This window comes from Streptomyces lydicamycinicus (assembly GCF_000829715.2).
GTDB lineage: Bacteria > Actinomycetota > Actinomycetes > Streptomycetales > Streptomycetaceae > Streptomyces > Streptomyces lydicamycinicus.
On sequence record NZ_BBNO01000001.1, the window covers coordinates 868,615 to 886,370 of the forward strand.

Sequence of the window (17,756 nt, forward strand, 5' to 3'; positions counted from 1 at the left end):
GCGTTCGCCAATGGCCGGTTGTATGTGCAATCTCCTGGTGCGGGCCTCTTGCGCGGCATACCGTTGAAGCGGGGGGTTGTGAGGCGAACACGCTCCGTCGCAAAGCCCCTTGTCCCGTCCCTAGGCCCCGTCCGTCCCGGCGGGGCCGCGAGAGGAGAACCTCATGTCGCTCGACGTCTCACCGGCCCTCCTCGAACAGGCCGAGCGAGGCGAGGTCGACGAAGCCGCATTTGTCGACTGCGTCCGGACCTCCCTGCCCTTCGCATGGGGGATGATCAGCTCTCTGGTGGCACAGCTGAAGGTGGACGGCGGAGAGTTCGCCGACAATCAGACGCCGCCGCCGGACGAGCAGGCACGCGGCCAGCTGCTGCGCGCACTGGCGAGTGACGCCATCCGTGGTTCGCTGGAGCGGCACTTCGGTGTGCGGCTCGCTTTTCAGAACTGCCACCGGGTCGCGGTTTTCCCGCTCGACCCGGCGGTGGACGACCGTCTGGCCCGCTTCACGTCCATCCGCGGCCAGCTGCTGAACCAGTCGCCCGAACTCCGCGACTGCTGAACGGAGTTGCTGCCGCTGCGCACACGGTTGTGATACGCACCGTGCCGTGCGCCAGCGGCAGCACCACCCACAGCACACCGGCCTTCCAGTACGGCGCCACCGCACCACCGCACGACACGGTCACCCGCATACCGGCCGCCGCACCCGGACCGGTCACCCCAACTGGGGCAGGACCTCCGCGCCCAGCCGGCGCACGTTCTCCTCCGTCGCCGCGAGGTCGCCGGAGCCCTCGACGAGCAGCGCGAACCGAGTGATGCCCGTACGCTCCGAGGTCGCCGCCAGCCGGTCGGCACACAGCTGCGGCGGGCCGACGGGATGCAGCCCGCACAGCAGCTCCGTATAGGCCAGCGGATCACGCATCGCGCGATAGCGGCCGTCGACCGTCACATGCGCGCCCAGGCCCTGCTGGAGCCAGCCGGGCATCGCCTTCGTGAGGGTCTCCGTCGCGGCCTTACGGGCGTCGGCGACCTGCACCACGCCCGCCGAGACATGCCCGGCCGCGGCGACCTCGTCGCCGTCCCGGCCGGCCTCCAGGGCGGCCGACCGCCACAGCGCGACCATCTCCGCCTTCTCCTCGTCGCCGCAGTGCATGCCCAGCAGCATCGGCAGCCCGCGCTCCGCGGCCGTACGGACCGATGAGGCGGAGGTGCAGGCCACCACCACCGGCGGGCCCGGGGGGCCGGACTCGTCCGGATCGGTCAGTGCCTCGGCCGGCCGGGGCACCACCGCCACTTCCCGGAACGCATAGCGCTCGCCCTGCGCGCCGACCCGGGGCTCCCGCAGCCAGCGCATCAGCAGATCGAGTGACTCCGGGAAGCCGTGGTCGTACGCGGCGAGGCCGGAGCCGAACACCTCCAGATCGACCCACGGCCCGCCCCGGCCGACGCCGAGCGTGAACCGGCCGTCGGAGGTGAGATGCAGCAGCGCCGCCTGCTCACCGAGGGCCACCGGATGCTGGGTCGGCAGCACGCTCACCGCCGTCCCGACACCGATCCGGCGGGTCCGCCCCAGCAGCAGCGCGGCCAGCGTCACCGCATTCGGGCAGACGCCGTACGGTACGAAGTGGTGTTCCGCGAGCCAGACATCGTCGAGTCCGGCCTCCTCCGCGACCTCCGCGGAGCGCACCGCGCGGTGCAGTGCTTCCCCCTGTCCCTGACCGGGGAATTGAGCGGCCAGGATGAAAGCCCCAACGCGCATCGCTCTCTGCCTCCTCGCAGCCGACGCGACTCCCCCTTACAGGCAACAACGTGTGACACGTGCCAAGGGCACGGCCTGGCGACAAATTTCCTGATGATCGCAGAATCCTGCCGAGGGCCGTTCGCCCGTGACCGCGCCGCGTACGCTGGTGACATCCCGTGACCCCGTGACTCTCCGAGGTGCTCTGTGTCCCCGCGTCGAAACCGCCAGCACGGCGGCGCGAAGCCCGTCGACCGCACGGGCGGTGACCGCTACGGCCTGGAACGTACCGAGGAATGGCGCGGCGAGGACTGGGTCGTCCGGCTGGTCGGGGGCGGCGGCGCGGCCAAGCACTACCGCTGCCCCGGCTGCGACCAGGAGATCCCGCCCGGGGTACCGCATGTCGTCGCCTGGCCGCAGCACGGCGATGTCGATGACCGCCGGCACTGGCACAAGGCGTGCTGGAACGCACGGGACCGCCGGAGCGCGCGGCTCCAGCGGTCCCGGAATGCGCCCCGCTACTGAGGGCGGGCGGCGTCAGACGTCGCGCTGAAGGACGGCGGCGTAGGCGCCGCCCAGCGTCACCGCGGTCACACCGGCGAGGATCCACACGGGAGTCCAGCCGGTCGGGCCGGTGCTGAGGAACGGGATGTCGTACAGCGTCGCGAGCGCGCTGGGCACCGAGTACTCGATCAGCGCCTGCTGGACGTCCTTGAGGCTCTCGCCCTGGAGGAACAGCGCCAGCAGCATCGGCAGCAGCACCACGCCCATCATCGTGCTGATGGCACCCGCCGAGTGCCGCAGCAGCGTGCCGACGGACAGCGCCAGCAGACCGAGCAGCGCGACGTAGAGACCGGCGCCGACGGTGGCGCGCAGCCACTGGTCGGCGGTGGGCGCGGGGCCGTTGAGCATCGCGCTGTCGAGCAGGGCGACCAGGCCGGTCGCGACCGTCGTGATCACCAGCGCGAGCGTGAAGAAGACGATCGCCTTCGCGGTCAGCATCCGTGCCCGGCTGGGGCAGGCGGTCAGCGTCGTACGGACCATGCCGGTGCCGTACTCGGACGAGATCGACAGCACCCCCAGGGTGATCACGCACAGGCTGCCGAGCAGGACACCGACGAAGCCGAGGCCGAGCACCGGGTCCAGCTCGCGGTCCGAGCCCGCCGCGAGGGCGGCCAGCAGGCCGATGCCGACGCACAGCAGCAGCATCACGCCCAGCGTCCAGATCGTCGAGCGCACCGAGCGGATCTTCGTCCACTCGGAGAGCAGCGCATGGCCGAGGTGGGTGGGGCGCACCGGGATGGGCGAGACATAGCCGCCCGCGCCGGCGTAGGCCTGCTGGGGGTGCGGCGGGGCCGGCGGCTGCGGGGCCTGGGGCTGGGCGGCCTGGGCCGGCGCGTGGGCCTGGGCGGGCGCGGGTGCCTGGACCGGTGTCTGGAGCATCATCGTGCCCGCGTCCTTGCCCGGTCCGTGCGCCGCGAGCGGCTGCGGCTCGGGGTACGACTGGGCCTGGAGCATCATCGTCCCGGCCTCCTTGGCCGGGGCGGGCTGCGCGGGGGCCTGGCCCTGGGCGGGCGCCTGCCCGTGCTGGGGCTGAGGCTGGGCCTGGGCCGCCTGGGCCGCCTGGGCCTGAGCGGGTGCCGGGCCCTGGGCCTGGAGCATCATCGTGCCCGCTTCCTTGGCGGGCGCGGGCTGCTCGGGCGCGGGCTGGGCCTGAAGCATCATCGTGCCGGCCTCTTTGGCGGGTGCCGGCTGCTGAGCGGGCGGCTGCTGACCGGGCGGCTGCTGGGCGGGCGGCGTCTGCGGCGGCTCGCCCTGCGGCTGGTGCGGTGCGGCCGGCGGTGCCGCGGGCGGCATCGGCGGCGCGGCCGGCACCGGCTGCTCGTGTGCGCCGGTGTCGTGGGGTCCGCGCTCAGGCTGCGGCTGGGGCTGCGGCTGCTGAGGGCTGGTCATCGGGCGTCCTCGTGGTGGGGCGTGGGCAGGTCGGCGGGGGCGGCGGGAGCCGCGGGCGGCATCGGCGCGGCGGGCTGTTGCCCGTACGGGTGAGGCGCACCGTATTGCTCGGGTCCCCCGTACGGGTGGCCCTGAGCGGGCGGCGGATAACCCGGCCCGGGAGCGGGCGCCTGCTGGGCGTACGGATTCGGCTGCCCCTGGCCGGGAACACCGGCCGGAACCTGACCGGGGACACCCGGCTGACCGGGCGGGAACCCCGGGCCGCCCGCGTACCCCTGCGGGGCGTACCCGGCGGGGGCCTCCTGAAGGCCGGCCCGCGCGTCCGCCGTCGAGCGGTAGTCCACGACGCCCTGCGTCAGCTGCATATACGCCTCTTCCAGGGACGCCTGGTGCGGCGACAGCTCCCACAGCCGGACGTCTGCCTGATGCGCGAGCTCGCTGATGCGGGGGAGCGGCAGCCCGGTCACCCGCAGCGCACCGTCCGGCTCGGGCACGGTCTGCCCGCCCGCCTCACCGATCGCGGCGGTCAGCTTCTCGCGCTGCTCCGGCTCGGTGTCCGGGGTGCGGACCCGGGCGAAATCTGCGGAGTTGGCCGAGATGAAGTCCTGCACGGACATATCCGCCAGCAGCTGCCCCCGGCCGATCACGATCAAGTGCTCGGCGGTCAGCGCCATTTCGCTCATCAGATGCGAGGAGACAAAGACCGTACGGCCCTCGCTCGCCAGCTGCTTCATCAGATTGCGCACCCACAGGATGCCTTCGGGGTCGAGCCCGTTGACCGGCTCGTCGAAGAGCAGCACCTGGGGGTCGCCGAGCAGCGCCGCGGCGATACCCAGCCGCTGGCCCATACCGAGCGAGAAGCCCTTGGAGCGGCGCCCGGCGACCTCCTGGAGACCGACCACACCGAGCACCTCGTCGACCCGGCGGGCCGGGATGCCGGACACCTGGGCGAGCGACAGCAGATGCTGGCGCGCAGTGCGCCCGCCGTGCACGGCCTTGGCATCGAGCAGGGCGCCCACCTGGCGGGGGGCGTTGGGGAGGCTGCGGAAGGGACGGCCGGCGATGGTGGCCCGCCCCGAGGTCGGTGCGTCCAGGCCCAGAATCATGCGCATCGTCGTGGACTTGCCGGAGCCGTTGGGCCCCAGGAAGCCGGTCACCGTACCCGGCCGCACCTGGAACGACAGGTTGTACACGGCCGTCTTGGCGCCGTAGCGCTTCGTCAGGCCGACTGCCTCGATCATTCTCCGCCCCTCGCGAGATGGTCGGGGCAGAGGCGCTCTCGTACCCCCGTGAGGATTAGGAGGCTATCCGGCCATTGACGGTTCCCGTCAATCGACGACATACCAGCACCCCCACCGGCCTTCTTTCCCCACCCACCCACGGGAGGGGACGGGCCGGAGGGGCAGGGTGTCCGGACGTAAAGCGAAGCAGTCCGGACACTCTGCCCCGGAGGTCCGTCACCGCACCCCGACAGCCCCGCGCAGCGGCAACGCCCGCCGCAGGCGCAACGGCGGGAAGCCCCCACGGCGGGACAGCCGGAAACGTGGGTCAAAAGCCCAGCGCAGCGTCACGCATCGCGCCGCTTCAGCAACACGAACCCGCAGACCAGCGCGACCACCGTCCAGGCGATCATGATGCCGAGCCCGCCCCACGGGCCGTACGGCACCTGGTCGTTGGCCCGCGGCACCACCTGCATGATTTTCGAGCCGGCCTGGTCCGGCAGATAGCGGCCGACCTTCCGGGTCGCCGAGACATTTCCGAGGATGTTCGAGATCAGGAAGAAGAACGGCATCAGGATGCCCAGCGAGAGCATCGGGCTGCGCAGCATCGTGGCCACCGCCATCGAGAACAGCGCGATCAGCGTCATATAGAGCCCGCCGCCGATCACCGCACGCAGTACGCCCGGGTCGCCGAGGTGCGCCCGCAGGTCACCGAGCACCGCCTGCCCCGCGAAGAACGTCACGAAGCTGGTGGCGAGACCGACGACGAAGACCAGCGCGGTGGCCACCAGCAGCTTGCAGAACAGAAAGGTGCCGCGCTGCGGTACGGCGGCCAGCGAGGCGCGGATCATGCCGGTGCTGTACTCGTTCGAGACCACCAGCACCCCGAAGACGATCATCGCCAGCTGGCCCAGTCCCATCCCGGCGAAGCTGATGTTGGTGGGGTCGAACGCCAGCCGGTCCCGGGCCGGCATCGAGCTGAAGTCGTTGTTGGCCAGGGTGCAGATCAGCACGCCCAGTCCGATGGTGACGACCACGGCGATGCCCAGCGTCCACACCGTGGACCGCACCGACCTGATCTTGGTCCACTCCGACCGAATGACCTGCCCCAGCGCCGCCATCCGTCAGCTCCTCTTCTTCTGCCAGTCCGCGCCCCAGCCGGTCGGCTGCGGCTCACCCGGCCGGGCCCCGGCCGGCTGCGGTTCTCCCGGCGGCCGGGCCCCGGCCTGAGCCGGCACCGGCTCGCCGTCGTGCGCGTGATACTCCACCGACTCGGCCGTCAGCTGCATGAACGCGTCCTCCAGGGAGGCTTGCTGAGGGCTGAGCTCATGCAGCACCAGCTGATGCCGGGCGGCCAGTTCGCCCAGCCGGTCGGCGGGCACTCCGTCGATCTCCAGCGACCCGTTGCCGACGGCCACTGCGTCGATGCCCTCGTCGTGCAGCAGGTCCAGCAGCTTCTCCCGCTGCGGGGACCGCATCCGGACGTACGACCGGGAGTTCTGGTGAATGAAGTCCTTCATCGAGGTGTCCGCCATCAGCCGGCCCTGCCCGATCACGATCAGATGCTCGGCGGTCAGTGCCATCTCGCTCATCAGATGCGAGGAGACGAAGACGGTGCGGCCCTGGGCGGCGAGGTTCTTCATCAGATTGCGGATCCAGTGGATGCCTTCGGGGTCGAGTCCGTTGACCGGCTCGTCGAAGAGCAGCACCTGGGGGTCGCCGAGCAGTGCCGCGGCGATACCGAGCCGCTGGCTCATCCCGAGCGAGAAGCCCTTCGAGCGCTTCTTGGCGACCGTGCTCAGCCCGACGGTGTCCAGCACCTCGCCGACCCGGCCGCGGGGGATGCCGTTGCTCTGCGCCAGGCACAGCAGATGGTTGGCGGCGCTGCGGCCGCCGTGCACCGCCTTCGCCTCCAGCAGCGCCCCGATGTAGGTGAGCGGATCCTTCAGCTGGCGGTAGTGCTTGCCGTCGATCCGGACCGTCCCCGATGTCGGGTTGTCCAGGTCGAGCATCATCCGCATGGTCGTCGACTTGCCGGCGCCGTTGGGGCCGAGGAAGCCGGTGACCATCCCGGGCCGCACCGTGAACGTGAGGTGGTCCACGGCGACCTTGTCGCCGTAATGCTTGGTCAGCCCCTCGAGCTCGATCATGTACGGCACGCTAGGCGTCCCCGGAGGCCGCTGCCACCGGGGCGGGGCCGCCCGGCTGACCCCCCGTACGCACCGCGCCCCCGCACCACCACGGAGGCGGTACGGGGGCGCGCGGGGCTGCTCGGGAAAGCCTGGCCCGGGGGCACCTTCCGGCGTTGGCCGGGGGAGGGTCAGCGGCTCTGCTGGGCGGGGACGCCGCGGGTGACGGTCTCGTCCTCGCCGGGGGCGCCGGCCGCGGCCACGGCGGCACCGGTCAGCGTCGCCAGCATCTCGCGGACGTTGGTCAGCTGCGCGTTGATGGAGTCGCGGCGGTTCGTCAGCGCCGCCAGCTCGCGCTCGGATTCGCTGCGGATCCGGTCCGCCTTGGCGTTGGCGTCCGCCACGATGTCCTCGGCCTGGCGCTGCGCGGTCTCCACCGTCTGGCGGGCCCGGCGCTCGGCGTCCGTACGCAGCTTCTCGGCCTCCAGGCGGAGCTGCTCGGCGCGGTGCTCGATCTCGGCGAGCCGCTTCTCGGCCTTGGCCTGACGCGAGGCCAGGTCGCGCTCGGACTGCTCACGGCGCTTGGCGAGGTTGGTCTCGAAGTCCGCGGCGGCCTGCGCGGCCTTGGCGCGGGTCTCCTCGAAGAGGGAGTCCGCCTCCTCCCGCTTGGACTGCGCGTCCTTCTGTGCCTCGGCGCGCAGGGTGGCCGCCTCACCCTTGGCCTTCTCGACGATCCGGGCGCCCTCGTCCTCGGCCTTCGCCTTGCGCTCGGAGGCGAACGACTCGGCGTCGTTACGGACCTGCTGGGCGGCCGACTCGGCCAGCTCACGGTGTTGCTCGGCGGCCCGCCGGGCCTCCTCGCGCAGATCCTTCGCCTCCTCTTCGGCGAGCCGGAGGATCTTCTCCACGCGCGCGCCGAGGCCCGCGTAGGACGGTTCGGCGTCATTGACCTGCGCCTGGGCGTTCTGCGTTTCGAGGTGCAGCTCCTCGATCCGCTTTTCCAGCGACGTGATGCGGGCCAGCGCGCTGTCGCGGTCGGCGACGAGCTTCGTAATGCGGTCGTCCACCTGACCGCGGTCGTACCCACGCCGCACGAGCTCGAAGCCGAAGGGGGAGGAAGTGTCGCTCATGGGGTTCCTGTCGAAGAGACCGGTGAGGTGATAAGGAGAATCCTAGGGGTCACAACGGCGTGTCATCGAGTCATTGCCCGTTTGATCTGGAGAATGACCCCTCATTTGAGTGGCTACCCCTCAGACTGCTTGCCACTCGAACGAGTTGCACCCGCTCCCGCGGCAGCCTTCACACCGCCGCCCTTGCCTTCCCCGCCCCCGCCGGGTGCCTCGAACGATTCCAGCGCTTCCAGAACGTCCTGGACGCGGGAGATTTCGGCGTTGATGTCCTCCCGGCGGCGCACCAGCACCTCCAGCTCCCGCTTGCCCTCGTCCACGATCCGTTCGGCCTCCGCCTCGGCCTCGGCGCGCATCCGCTCCGCGTCGCGCACCGCCTCGGCCTTCTTGTTCTCGGCCTCCTTGATCAGGCTCTCGGCCTTCTTCACCGCCGAGATCCGGACCTTGCTCGCCTCGCTGTTCGCGTCCGCCACCATCCGGTCGGCCTTCTCCTCGGCCTCGACCTGCTGGGCGGTGGCCTGCGCGATGAGCTTGTCGACCCGCTCGCCGGCGTTCTTCATCGTCTCCGCCGACTCCCGGCGGGCCCGCTCGTGCAGCTCCTCGACCTCGGACTCGATCCGCTGGCGCAGCTCCTCGGCGCGGTCCCGGATGCCGGTGGCGTCGCGGCGGGCCTCCTCCAGCAGCGTGTTCGCGTCCGTACGGGCCTTCTCCACCCGCGCATTGCCGTCGGCCGTCGCCTCCGAGACCAGCCGCTCGGCCTCCTTGCGGGCCGCCCCGACCATGGTGTCGGCCTGCTCCTCGGCGGCGGTGGCCGCGTTGAGCGCCTCCTCCTGGGCCTTGGTGACGAGCTGGTCCGCCTGCTCGGCCGCGTCCGCGCGGCGCTTGGCGGCGTCCTTGCGCGCCTCGTCGAGCAGCCGGTCCGCCTCCTGCTGGGCCTGGGTCCGGGTCTGCTCGGCGGCCGCCTCGGCGTCCTCCTTGAGCTTCGCGGACTCGTTGCGGGTGCGGTTGGCGTGCTCCTGCGCGGCGGTGACCGTCTCGGCCGCCTCCGCCCGCAGCCGGTCCGCCTCCGCGGTGGCCGTGGCGAGCATCCGGTCCGCCTGCTCCCGGGCGTCGGCCCGGGTGCGGTCCGCGTCCCGCTCGGCGTCCGCGGTCGTCTCCGCCGCCTCCGTGCGCAGCCGTTCGGCCTCGGTCGCGGCCTCCGACATCAGCTCGTCGGCCTGCTCCGCGGCGTCCGAACGCGTCTTGTTGGCCGCCTTGCGCGCCTCGTCGCCGGTGTGGTCCGCCTCTCGGCGGGCCTCCTCCAGGACCTCGGCCGCCTCGGCCCGCAGCCGCTCCGCCTTCTCGGTCGCCTCCGTCACCAGACGGTGCGCCTGCTGCTCGCCCTCGGCCCGCAGCTGATCGGCGGCCTGCTGGGCCTCCTGGACCGTGCGGTCCGCGTCGTCCTGCGCCGAAGACGTCAGCTCGGTGGCCTCGGTGACAATCCGTTCGGCCTCCGCGCGCGCCTCGGTGATCAGCCGGTCGGCCTGCTCCGCGGCGTCCGAGCGCATCCGGTTCGCGTCGTCCCGCGCCTCCGCACGGGCCCGTGCCGCGTCCTGCTCGCCGGCCGCCAGCGCGTCCGAGGCGTCGGTACGCAGCTGCTGCGCCTTCGCCGTGGCGTCCGCCACCAGCTTCTCGGCCTGTGCGGTCGCCTCCGACACCAGCCGGTCGGCCTGTTCGGCGGCCTCGGTCCGCGCCGTGTTGGCGTCCCGGCGTGCCTCGTCCAGCACCCCGGCCGCCTCGGCGCGCAGCCCGTCGGCCTCCTCGATGGCCTCGGAAACCGCCCGCTCCGCGAGGGCCTTCGCGGCCTCCGTCGCCTCCTGCGCCTCCGCACGGGCCCGCGCCGCGTCCTCCGAGGCGCGCTCCCGCTCCTCGTAGGCGTCCTTACGGATCCGGTCCGCCTCGTCCTGCGCCTCGGCCTTGGTGCGCTCCGCGGCGTGCTCGGCCGCCGAACGCAGCCCGGCGATCTCCTCACCGGCCTGCTCGTGCAGCCCCGCGACCGAGTCCCGCACCTGCTGCGCGGTCTGCTCGGCCGCCGCCACCAGCTCGCCCGACCGCCGGTCCGCCTCCTCGACCAGCCGCTGGGCCTCCTCCTGCGCCTCGCCCACTCGGGTACGGGCCGACGCCAGCAGCTCCTCGCTCTGCTCGCGCGCCGCGGTGCGCTCCTGGTGGGCCTCCTCGCGGGCCTCGCCCAGCAGCTGCTCTGCCTCCCGGCGCCGCCGCGCGGCCTCCTCCTGGGCCGCGGCCAGCGCCTGCGCCGCCTCCGCGCCCGTACGCTCGGCGGCCGTCGCCGCCTCGGCACGGACCCGGTCCGCGGTCTCCTGGGCCTCCGTCTTGAGCCGCTCCGCCTCGGCCGACGCCTCGGCGCGCAGCCGGCCGGCCACCGACTCGGCCTCGGCGCGCGCCGCCGACGCGTCCGACGCGGCCTCCGTACGCAGCCGCTCGGCCTCCTCCTCGGCCTGCTGCTGAAGCGTCCGGCGCCGCTCCGCCGACTCGGCCTTGAGCCGGGCGGCGTCCTCCTGGGTCTCCCGGCGCAGCCGCTCCGCCTCCGCGCGGGCGTCGCGCAGCGACCGCTCGGCGGCGGTGACCTTCTCCTCCGCCTCGCGGTGCAGCCGGTCCAGTTCGTCCTGCGCCTCGGCGCGCCGCTCCTCGGCGGCCTGCTCGGCCTCCTCGCGCAGCCGGGCGGCGGACTCCTCCGCCTCGGTGGTCACCATCTCCGCGGCCTGGGCGCCCTCGGTGAGCAGCTCCTCGGCCTCCGAACGGGCCCGCTCCAGCGCCTCCTCGGCCTGCCGGCGCAGCGCCGAGGCCCGCTCGATGGCCTCCGTCCGCACCCGCTCGCTCTCCGCGACGGCTCCCGAACGGGTCTCCTCGGCGTCGGACTTGGCCTTCGCCAGCAGTTCCTCGGCGGTCCCGGCCGCCTCCTCGATCTGCTGGACCGCCTCCCGGCGGGCCTCGCCGCGGATCCGCTCGCCCTCGGCGACCGCGTCCGCGCGCAGCTGCTCGGCCTCCCCGCGCAGCCGCCGTGCCTCCTCCTGGAGTTCGACGGTCTTGGCGCGGTACTCCTTGGTGTCGTCCTTGGCCGCGCCCTTGAGCTGCGCCACGGTGTCGTGGGCCTCTTCGCGCAGCCGGTCCGCCTCGGCCTCGGCCTCCTTGCGCAGCCGTTCGGCCTCCTCCGCGGCGGCCTTGGTGGTGGCCTTGGCGTCCTCCGACGCCTTGGTCAGCACCTCCTCGGCGCTGCGCGCGGCCTTCGCCAGCTGGGCCGCGGAGTCCTCCGCCACCTTGGACCGGGCGGTCTCCTGCGCCTCGGCGACCAGCCGCTCGGCCTCCGCGCGGGCGTCCGACCGCAGTTGCTCGGCCTCGGCCTTGAGTGCCTCGGCCTCCTTGGTGGCCTCACCGACCAGCCGGGCGATCTCCGCCTTGGCCGTACGGGTGCGCTGCTCGTTGTCCGACTCGGCCGCCGTCAGCCGCTTGGTGGCGCTCTGCTGCGCCTCGTCGACCAGCTTCTCCGCCTCGGCGCGGGCCTCGCGCAGCGCCTTGTCCGCCTCCTGGACACGGGCCTCGGCGGTACGGGTCAGCTCCGCGGCCTGCCGGCGGGCCTCCTCCGACTCGGTGCCGACGCTGGTGCGCAGCTGCTCGGCCTGGTCGGTGGCCTCCTGGGCCTGGCTGGAGGCGGCGTTCAGCAGCCGCTCGGCGTCCGTACGCGCCCGGCGCAGGATGCTTTCCGCTTCGGCACGGGCCTCCGCGGCCTCGGTGCCGAGCCGCTCCCGGGCCTGCTCGGCCAGCCGCTGGGCCTCGGCCCGCGCGGCGGCCAGCGCCTGCTCGGCCTCCCTGCGCGACTCCTCCATGAGCCGACGGGCCTGCGACTCCGTGCGGGCCCGCAGTTGTTCGGCCCAGGCGACGTTCTCGTTGACATGCGATTCGACGGTCTGCCGGCGCTCGTTGAGCTCCTCGTCGAGCCGCTGCCGGCGGGTGACCGCCTCGGCGTGCAGCTCGGCCTCCAGCCGGGACTGCCGTTCGGCCTGCTCCTGGAGCAGCCGCTGGGTCTGTGCCCGTGCCTCGCGCAGCTCACGCTCGGCATCGGTACGCAGCTGGTCCGCCTGGATCTGCGCGTTGCGCAGCAGTTGTTCGGCCTGATGACTGACGTTGTCGTAGGCAGGGCGGGTCGCGAGGTTGCGGCGCGCCTCATGGAGCTTGGCGCGCAGCACCTCGACCTGATAGCCGAGGTCGTCGGCGTGCTGAACGGCCTTGTCCCGCTCCGTCTTCAGCCGCTCCATCTCGGCCTCGAACTGCGAGAGGTGGTCGTCAGCCTCGTAGCGGTCGTTGCCCCGCACTGCGCGGTCCCATCCGTCCCCTGGTCATGGTGGCGGCCTTCTCCGGTCCTGCGGTGCTCGTCCCGTACACGTCACGTCGTACCGGACTCGCGCCCATCGGAGCTGACCCTTCCGAAGAAATGGTGTCAGATCATCGGCAGGGTATGGACCGAGCCCCACTCCCTTACCCCGGCCGAAGCTGCACTCTACCGGCCGGGGAAGGTGAAGGTCAGTGGTCCGTCGGGGTGGTGGGCGCCGCGGTGACGAGTTCGGTAAGCACTCCATGACAATCCTTGGGGTGCAGGAAGGTGATCCGGGAGCCCATCGAGCCGGTCCTGGGCTCGTCGTAGAGCACCCGGACACCCTTGCCCCGGATGGCCTCGGAGTCACCGTCGACGTCCGCGGTGCCGAAGGCGATGTGGTGCACCCCCTCGCCGTTCTTGGCGAGCCACTTGCCCACCGCGGAGTCCTCCCGGGTGGGCTCCAGGAGCTGCAAATACGAGGCTCCGCCGTCCGAGGTTTCATTGATCTTGAGCATGGCTTCCCGGACCCCCTGCTCCTCGTTGACCTCGGTGTGGAACACCTCGAAGCCATACGTGGCACGGTAGAACTCGACAGTCTTGTCGAGGTCGAAACAGGCGATCCCGATGTGGTCGATTCGCGTCAGCATGGCTCCAGTGCACCGCCCGCACGGCTGGTTACGCAACGTGCGCGCGATCACACCCGCTTGCCGGTGACCCGGCGCGTACCGCTCAGTACATTGACGGGAACCCTCGTTAACTTCCCTGCAAAGGAAGGCCGCACCGCATGTCTGCAACGAACGGCACGAACGGCAGCACCTCAGTGATCGTGGCGGGAGCGCGCACCCCCATGGGCCGGCTCCTGGGATCGCTGCGGACCTTCTCCGGCGCCGACCTGGGCGCCGTCGCCATCAAGGCGGCACTCGACCGGGCGGGCATCGGCGGCGACCAGGTGCAGTACGTGATCATGGGCCAGGTGCTCCAGGCCGGGGCAGGGCAGATCCCGGCACGTCAGGCCGCCGTCAAGGCCGGCATCCCCATGAACGTCCCCGCGCTGACCGTCAACAAGGTCTGTCTCTCCGGTCTCGACGCCATCGCGCTGGCCGACCAGCTCATCCGCGCCGGCGAGTTCGATGTCATCGTCGCCGGCGGCCAGGAGTCCATGACCAACGCCCCGCACCTGCTCCCGAAGTCCCGCGAGGGCTTCAAGTACGGCGCGATCGAGATGCTCGACGCGATGGCGCACGACGGCCTCACGGACGCCTACGAAGGCATCGCCATGGGGGAGTCGACCGAGAAGCACAACACCCGTTTGGGTATCGCCCGACCGGAGCAGGACGAGATCGCCGCGCGCTCCCACCAGCGGGCCGCCGCCGCCCAGAAGAACGGGCTCTTCGAGGCCGAGATCACCCCCGTGGAGATCCCGCAGCGCAAGGGCGAGCCGGTCCTTTTCAGCAAGGACGAGGGCATCCGCGGCGAGACCACCACGGAGTCGCTCGGCAAGCTCCGCCCGGCCTTCGCCAAGGACGGCACGATCACCGCCGGCACCTCCTCGCAGATCTCCGACGGCGCCGCCGCGGTCGTCGTCATGAGCAAGGCCAAGGCCCAGGAGCTCGGCCTGGAATGGATCGCGGAGATCGGTGCGCACGGCAATGTCGCGGGCCCGGACAACTCGCTCCAGTCCCAGCCCTCCAACGCCATCAACCACGCCCTGAAGAAGGACGGCCTGGCCGTCGAGGATCTTGACCTGATCGAGATCAACGAGGCGTTCGCGGCCGTCGCCGTGCAGTCCATGAAGGACCTCGGAGTGTCCCCGGAAAAGGTGAATGTCAATGGCGGCGCCATTGCGCTGGGTCACCCGATCGGGATGTCCGGCGCCCGGATCGTGCTGCATCTCGCGCTGGAGCTGCGCCGGCGGGGCGGTGGCGTGGGCGCCGCCGCGCTGTGTGGTGGTGGCGGCCAGGGCGACGCGCTGATCATCCGCGTACCGGGTAAGTAAGCGAGAGCTCGTACGCCGGTGCGTACGAGCGGGCCGAATCGCGTACGAGCGAGCCGAAGGAGCCGAGCGGCGATGGTGGACGTCCCCCAGCTGGTGGAACAGGCGCGGCAGGGCCGGCCGAGGGCCGTGGCACGGCTGATCTCCCTCGTCGAGGGGGCGGCGCCGGAGCTGCGCGAGGTGATGGCGGCGCTGGCCCCCCTCACCGGCAACGCGTATGTGGTCGGGCTGACCGGCTCGCCCGGTGTGGGCAAGTCCACCACCACCTCCGCGCTGGTGACGGCCTATCGCAAGACGGGCAAACGGGTCGGCGTCCTCGCCGTCGACCCGTCCTCGCCGTTCTCCGGCGGCGCGCTGCTCGGTGACCGGGTCCGGATGAGCGAACACGCCTCCGATCCCGGCGTCTACATCCGCTCCATGGCCACCCGCGGCCATCTGGGCGGCCTGGCCTGGGCCGCGCCCCAGGCGATCCGCGTCCTGGACGCGGCGGGCTGCGACGTGGTCCTCGTCGAGACGGTCGGTGTCGGCCAGTCCGAGGTGGAGATCGCCTCCCAGGCCGATACGAGTGTGGTGCTGCTCGCACCCGGCATGGGCGACGGCATCCAGGCGGCCAAGGCCGGAATCCTGGAGATCGGCGACGTCTACGTCGTCAACAAGGCGGACCGCGACGGGGCCGATGCGACCGCCCGCGAGCTCAACCACATGCTGGGGCTCGGCGAATCCCGTACGCCGGGTGACTGGCGGCCGCCGATCGTGAAGACCGTCGCGGCGCGGGCCGAGGGCGTCGACGAGGTCGTCGAGGCGCTGGAGAAGCACCGGGCCTGGATGGAGGAGCGGGGCGTCCTCGCGGAGCGGCGGCGGTCCCGGGCGGCGCACGAGGTCGAGACGATCGCGGTGACGGCGCTGCGGGAGCGGATCGGTGATCTGCGGGGGGATCAGCGGCTGGATGCGTTGGCCGAGCGGATCGTTGCCGGTGAGACGGATCCGTATCGGGCGGCCGATGAGTTGGTTGATGGGCTGACTAACGGGGGCTGAGGGGTTCCGCTGTTCGGCGGGTTGTGTTTTTGGCTGCGGGTGGGGTGTGGCTGGGCGCGCCGTTCCCCGCGCCCCTGTGGGGGTGGCCGTGCCGTTGTTCGGTGCGGCTGTGTTGTGGCTGGTGCCGTTGCGGGGTCTGTGGTTGCCGCGGGTGTCGGAGGGGACGCACCGGGGCCCGTCCTCGGCGCGGGCGACGCGGGTGCGTGGGATTGATTGCCCCGGTGTCTGCTCCGGTCCTGCGGGCGGGCCCCGGTACATCCCCTCCGACCGTCCCCCGTTGCCGACTGCCGGACGGTGGCACCGCGCCTCACGGCCCATCTCGGCCCGCGCCCCGGCCTGCGGGGGCCAGATGCCTGCCAAGAGGTGCCGCCGCATCGCCGTAACGGCCATCCGTACGGCGGGTCGGCCGCGCACGCACGGTGGTCGGAGGGGATGTCCGGTGCCCCGCCCGCAGGACCGGAGCGAACGCCGGGGGGCTTGCCTCTGAGACCAGGGCCGCCCGCGCCGAGGACGGGGTACCGGGCGTCCCCTCCGACCCGCCACCCACCACGCGTAGGCGCCCGGCGCCCAGCCACCGGCAACCCGCACCGGCGCCCAGCCACCGGCAACGCCACAGCCGAAGGCCCCGCCCACGGCGAGGTGGGCGGGGCCTGATGTGGGGGGTGGTCAGTCGTCCGCGCCGTCGTTGTCGTCGTCGGACTGCGCCGGAACGGCGCTCAGCTTGCCGGACTGCGGGTCGACCAGCAGCTTGTGCTCCTTGCCGTCCTTGGTGATCGTCTCGACCTCCCAGACCGCCTTGCCGCGGTCGTCGTCATCCAGGTCGACGGAGGTCACGGTGCCGTGCGAGGCGGCGGTACGGGCGGCCGACGCGGCGTCGGTCCGGGCCTGCTGGAGGGCGGCGCGCTCATGGGCGTCGTCGTCCTCGTCGGTGTCGACGTGCTGGTTGAGCACCCGCGCGTTGCCCGCGTCGAGGGTGACCTCGTGCCACTTGCCGTCCTTGCCCAGCACGTCCGCTTCCCAGACCAGGCCGGCCCGGTCCGCGTCCAGGTCGAGGCCGGAGACGGTGCCGGGGACGGCCTTGAGAGCGGCGGCCGCGGCGTCCGGCGCGCTGACCTTGGCGGCGCGGGCCTCGCGGCGGTCCTCCTGGCCGTTGGCGTCGTCGTCCTGCATGCGGATGCTGGAGTGGCCGTCCCGCACCTGGGCGGTGCCGGAGCCGGTGGCGGCCGTGTCGTGGGCGGCCGACCGTGCCGAGACCGGGGCGCCGGACCGGGCGCTGCCGGAGCCGTCGGCGCTGACCGCGACGGCGGTGACCGTACCGCCGGCGACGAGGGCGGCCGCGGCGGCGGTGGCGATGATCAGATGGCGCTTCATGTGTTTTCTCCCCTTGCGATCGGCTGTGCCAACACACTGGCGGAACCAAGCTGAAGGGGACCTGAAGGCACCTGAAGGGGCCTTCAGGAAGGGAATGGCAAGGTGAGCGCATGCACCCGCCCGTCACGCAGTACCGCCCGCCCGGCCCCGCCGCTCACCGTCCGTACCGGCTCCTGATCGTGGAGGACGAGAAGCGGCTGGCCCTGTCACTGGCCAAGGGGCTGATGGCCGAGGGCTATGCGGTCGATGTGGTGCACGACGGCTTGGCGGGGCTCCACCAGGCGACTGAGGAGAGCTACGACCTGGTCGTGCTCGACATCATGCTGCCGGGGATGAACGGCTACCGCGTGTGCGGGGCGCTGCGTGCGGCCGGCCACGAGGTGCCGATTCTGATGCTGACCGCCAAGGACGGTGAGTACGACGAGGCCGAGGGGCTGGACACCGGCGCCGACGACTACCTGACCAAGCCGTTCTCGTATGTGGTGCTGGTGGCGCGGGTGAAGGCGCTGTTGCGGCGGCGCGGCCGGACCGCGCCGCCGGTGCTGCGGGTGGGGGCGCTGGCCATCGACCAGGGGGCCCGGCGGGTCGAGCGGGACGGCGCCGAGGTGACGCTGACGACGAAGGAGTTCGCCGTGCTGGAGCAGCTGGCGGTGCGGGCGGGCGAGGTGGTCTCCAAGGCGGAGATCCTGGAGCACGTCTGGGACTTCGCCTATGAGGGCGATGTCAACATCATCGAGGTGTACGTGAGCGCCCTGCGGCGCAAGCTCGGCGCGGGCCACATCGTGACGGTGCGCGGCGCGGGATACCGGCTGGTGGCCGGTGGGTAG

14 protein-coding genes are annotated in these 17,756 nt (G+C 72.3%); 5 read left to right on the plus strand and 9 right to left on the minus strand.

Features of this window, described 5'->3' with window-relative positions:
• The first annotated feature begins 163 nt into the window (after nucleotides 1-163).
• The gene (locus TU31_RS03800) at nucleotides 164-556 is read left to right on the plus strand and encodes an SCO5389 family protein (RefSeq protein ID WP_018087370.1); all 393 of its coding nucleotides are present in this window, start codon (nucleotides 164-166) and stop codon (nucleotides 554-556) included.
• A 153-nt stretch (nucleotides 557-709) separates the two neighbouring features.
• Here the strand turns inward: TU31_RS03800 and TU31_RS03805 are convergent, their stop codons facing one another.
• On the minus strand, nucleotides 710-1,753 hold the full coding sequence (locus TU31_RS03805) for an LLM class flavin-dependent oxidoreductase (RefSeq protein ID WP_042148805.1): 1,044 nt from the start codon (nucleotides 1,751-1,753) through the stop codon (nucleotides 710-712).
• A gap of 186 nt (nucleotides 1,754-1,939) precedes the next feature.
• Between TU31_RS03805 and TU31_RS03810 the strand changes: the two genes are divergently transcribed.
• A complete protein-coding gene (locus TU31_RS03810) occupies nucleotides 1,940-2,257 on the plus strand; it encodes an Rv1322 family protein (protein ID WP_042148807.1) in 318 nt (105 codons plus the stop codon).
• 12 nt (nucleotides 2,258-2,269) lie between these two features.
• Here the strand turns inward: TU31_RS03810 and TU31_RS40535 are convergent, their stop codons facing one another.
• From TU31_RS40535 to mce, 7 genes are all read right to left on the minus strand, one after another.
• The gene (locus TU31_RS40535) at nucleotides 2,270-3,178 is read right to left on the minus strand and encodes an ABC transporter permease (protein ID WP_370682702.1); all 909 of its coding nucleotides are present in this window, start codon (nucleotides 3,176-3,178) and stop codon (nucleotides 2,270-2,272) included.
• Between the two features lie 503 nt (nucleotides 3,179-3,681).
• Complete coding sequence (locus TU31_RS03820) at nucleotides 3,682-4,926, minus strand: ABC transporter ATP-binding protein (RefSeq protein WP_042148810.1); 1,245 nt, start codon at nucleotides 4,924-4,926, stop codon at nucleotides 3,682-3,684.
• Between the two features lie 326 nt (nucleotides 4,927-5,252).
• On the minus strand, nucleotides 5,253-6,026 hold the full coding sequence (locus TU31_RS03825) for an ABC transporter permease (protein ID WP_042148813.1): 774 nt from the start codon (nucleotides 6,024-6,026) through the stop codon (nucleotides 5,253-5,255).
• A 3-nt stretch (nucleotides 6,027-6,029) separates the two neighbouring features.
• Nucleotides 6,030-7,055, minus strand: a complete 1,026-nt coding sequence (locus TU31_RS03830) for an ABC transporter ATP-binding protein (protein ID WP_042149932.1) — start codon at nucleotides 7,053-7,055, stop codon at nucleotides 6,030-6,032.
• Nucleotides 7,056-7,225: 170 nt separating this feature from the next.
• Nucleotides 7,226-8,164, minus strand: coding sequence for a coiled-coil domain-containing protein (locus tag TU31_RS03835; protein ID WP_042148816.1), 939 nt, complete (start codon nucleotides 8,162-8,164; stop codon nucleotides 7,226-7,228).
• 113 nt (nucleotides 8,165-8,277) lie between these two features.
• Nucleotides 8,278-12,528, minus strand: coding sequence for a polarized growth protein Scy (scy, locus tag TU31_RS03840; protein ID WP_042148820.1), 4,251 nt, complete (start codon nucleotides 12,526-12,528; stop codon nucleotides 8,278-8,280).
• Nucleotides 12,529-12,736: 208 nt separating this feature from the next.
• Nucleotides 12,737-13,177 carry a methylmalonyl-CoA epimerase gene (gene mce / locus TU31_RS03845; RefSeq protein WP_042148823.1) on the minus strand — a complete coding sequence of 147 codons (441 nt, stop codon included), beginning with the start codon at nucleotides 13,175-13,177 and terminating at the stop codon, nucleotides 12,737-12,739.
• Between the two features lie 173 nt (nucleotides 13,178-13,350).
• Here mce and TU31_RS03850 point away from each other — a divergent pair, with 173 nt between their 5' ends.
• Nucleotides 13,351-14,526: an acetyl-CoA C-acetyltransferase gene (locus tag TU31_RS03850; protein WP_078885565.1), complete on the plus strand. Its 1,176-nt coding sequence runs from the start codon at nucleotides 13,351-13,353 to the stop codon at nucleotides 14,524-14,526.
• A gap of 72 nt (nucleotides 14,527-14,598) precedes the next feature.
• Nucleotides 14,599-15,558, plus strand: coding sequence for a methylmalonyl Co-A mutase-associated GTPase MeaB (gene meaB, locus TU31_RS03855; RefSeq protein ID WP_042148829.1), 960 nt, complete (start codon nucleotides 14,599-14,601; stop codon nucleotides 15,556-15,558).
• A gap of 666 nt (nucleotides 15,559-16,224) precedes the next feature.
• Here the strand turns inward: meaB and TU31_RS03860 are convergent.
• The gene (locus tag TU31_RS03860) at nucleotides 16,225-16,929 is read right to left on the minus strand and encodes a PepSY domain-containing protein (protein WP_042148831.1); all 705 of its coding nucleotides are present in this window, start codon (nucleotides 16,927-16,929) and stop codon (nucleotides 16,225-16,227) included.
• Nucleotides 16,930-17,039: 110 nt separating this feature from the next.
• Between TU31_RS03860 and TU31_RS03865 the strand changes: the two genes are divergently transcribed.
• On the plus strand, nucleotides 17,040-17,756 hold the full coding sequence (locus TU31_RS03865) for a response regulator transcription factor (RefSeq protein WP_042148834.1): 717 nt from the start codon (nucleotides 17,040-17,042) through the stop codon (nucleotides 17,754-17,756).

Coding starts and splice junctions, on each gene's coding strand:
- TU31_RS03800 (WP_018087370.1), top strand. CDS start 164: ATGTCGCTCGACGTCTCACCGGCCCTCCTCGAACAGGCCGAGCGAGGC.
- TU31_RS03805 (WP_042148805.1), bottom strand. CDS start 1,753: ATGCGCGTTGGGGCTTTCATCCTGGCCGCTCAATTCCCCGGTCAGGGA.
- TU31_RS40535 (WP_370682702.1), bottom strand. CDS start 3,178: ATGATGCTCCAGACACCGGTCCAGGCACCCGCGCCCGCCCAGGCCCAC.
- TU31_RS03820 (WP_042148810.1), bottom strand. CDS start 4,926: ATGATCGAGGCAGTCGGCCTGACGAAGCGCTACGGCGCCAAGACGGCC.
- TU31_RS03825 (WP_042148813.1), bottom strand. CDS start 6,026: ATGGCGGCGCTGGGGCAGGTCATTCGGTCGGAGTGGACCAAGATCAGG.
- TU31_RS03830 (WP_042149932.1), bottom strand. CDS start 7,055: ATGATCGAGCTCGAGGGGCTGACCAAGCATTACGGCGACAAGGTCGCC.
- TU31_RS03835 (WP_042148816.1), bottom strand. CDS start 8,164: ATGAGCGACACTTCCTCCCCCTTCGGCTTCGAGCTCGTGCGGCGTGGG.
- mce (WP_042148823.1), bottom strand. CDS start 13,177: ATGCTGACGCGAATCGACCACATCGGGATCGCCTGTTTCGACCTCGAC.
- meaB (WP_042148829.1), top strand. CDS start 14,599: ATGGTGGACGTCCCCCAGCTGGTGGAACAGGCGCGGCAGGGCCGGCCG.
- TU31_RS03860 (WP_042148831.1), bottom strand. CDS start 16,929: ATGAAGCGCCATCTGATCATCGCCACCGCCGCCGCGGCCGCCCTCGTC.
- TU31_RS03865 (WP_042148834.1), top strand. CDS start 17,040: ATGCACCCGCCCGTCACGCAGTACCGCCCGCCCGGCCCCGCCGCTCAC.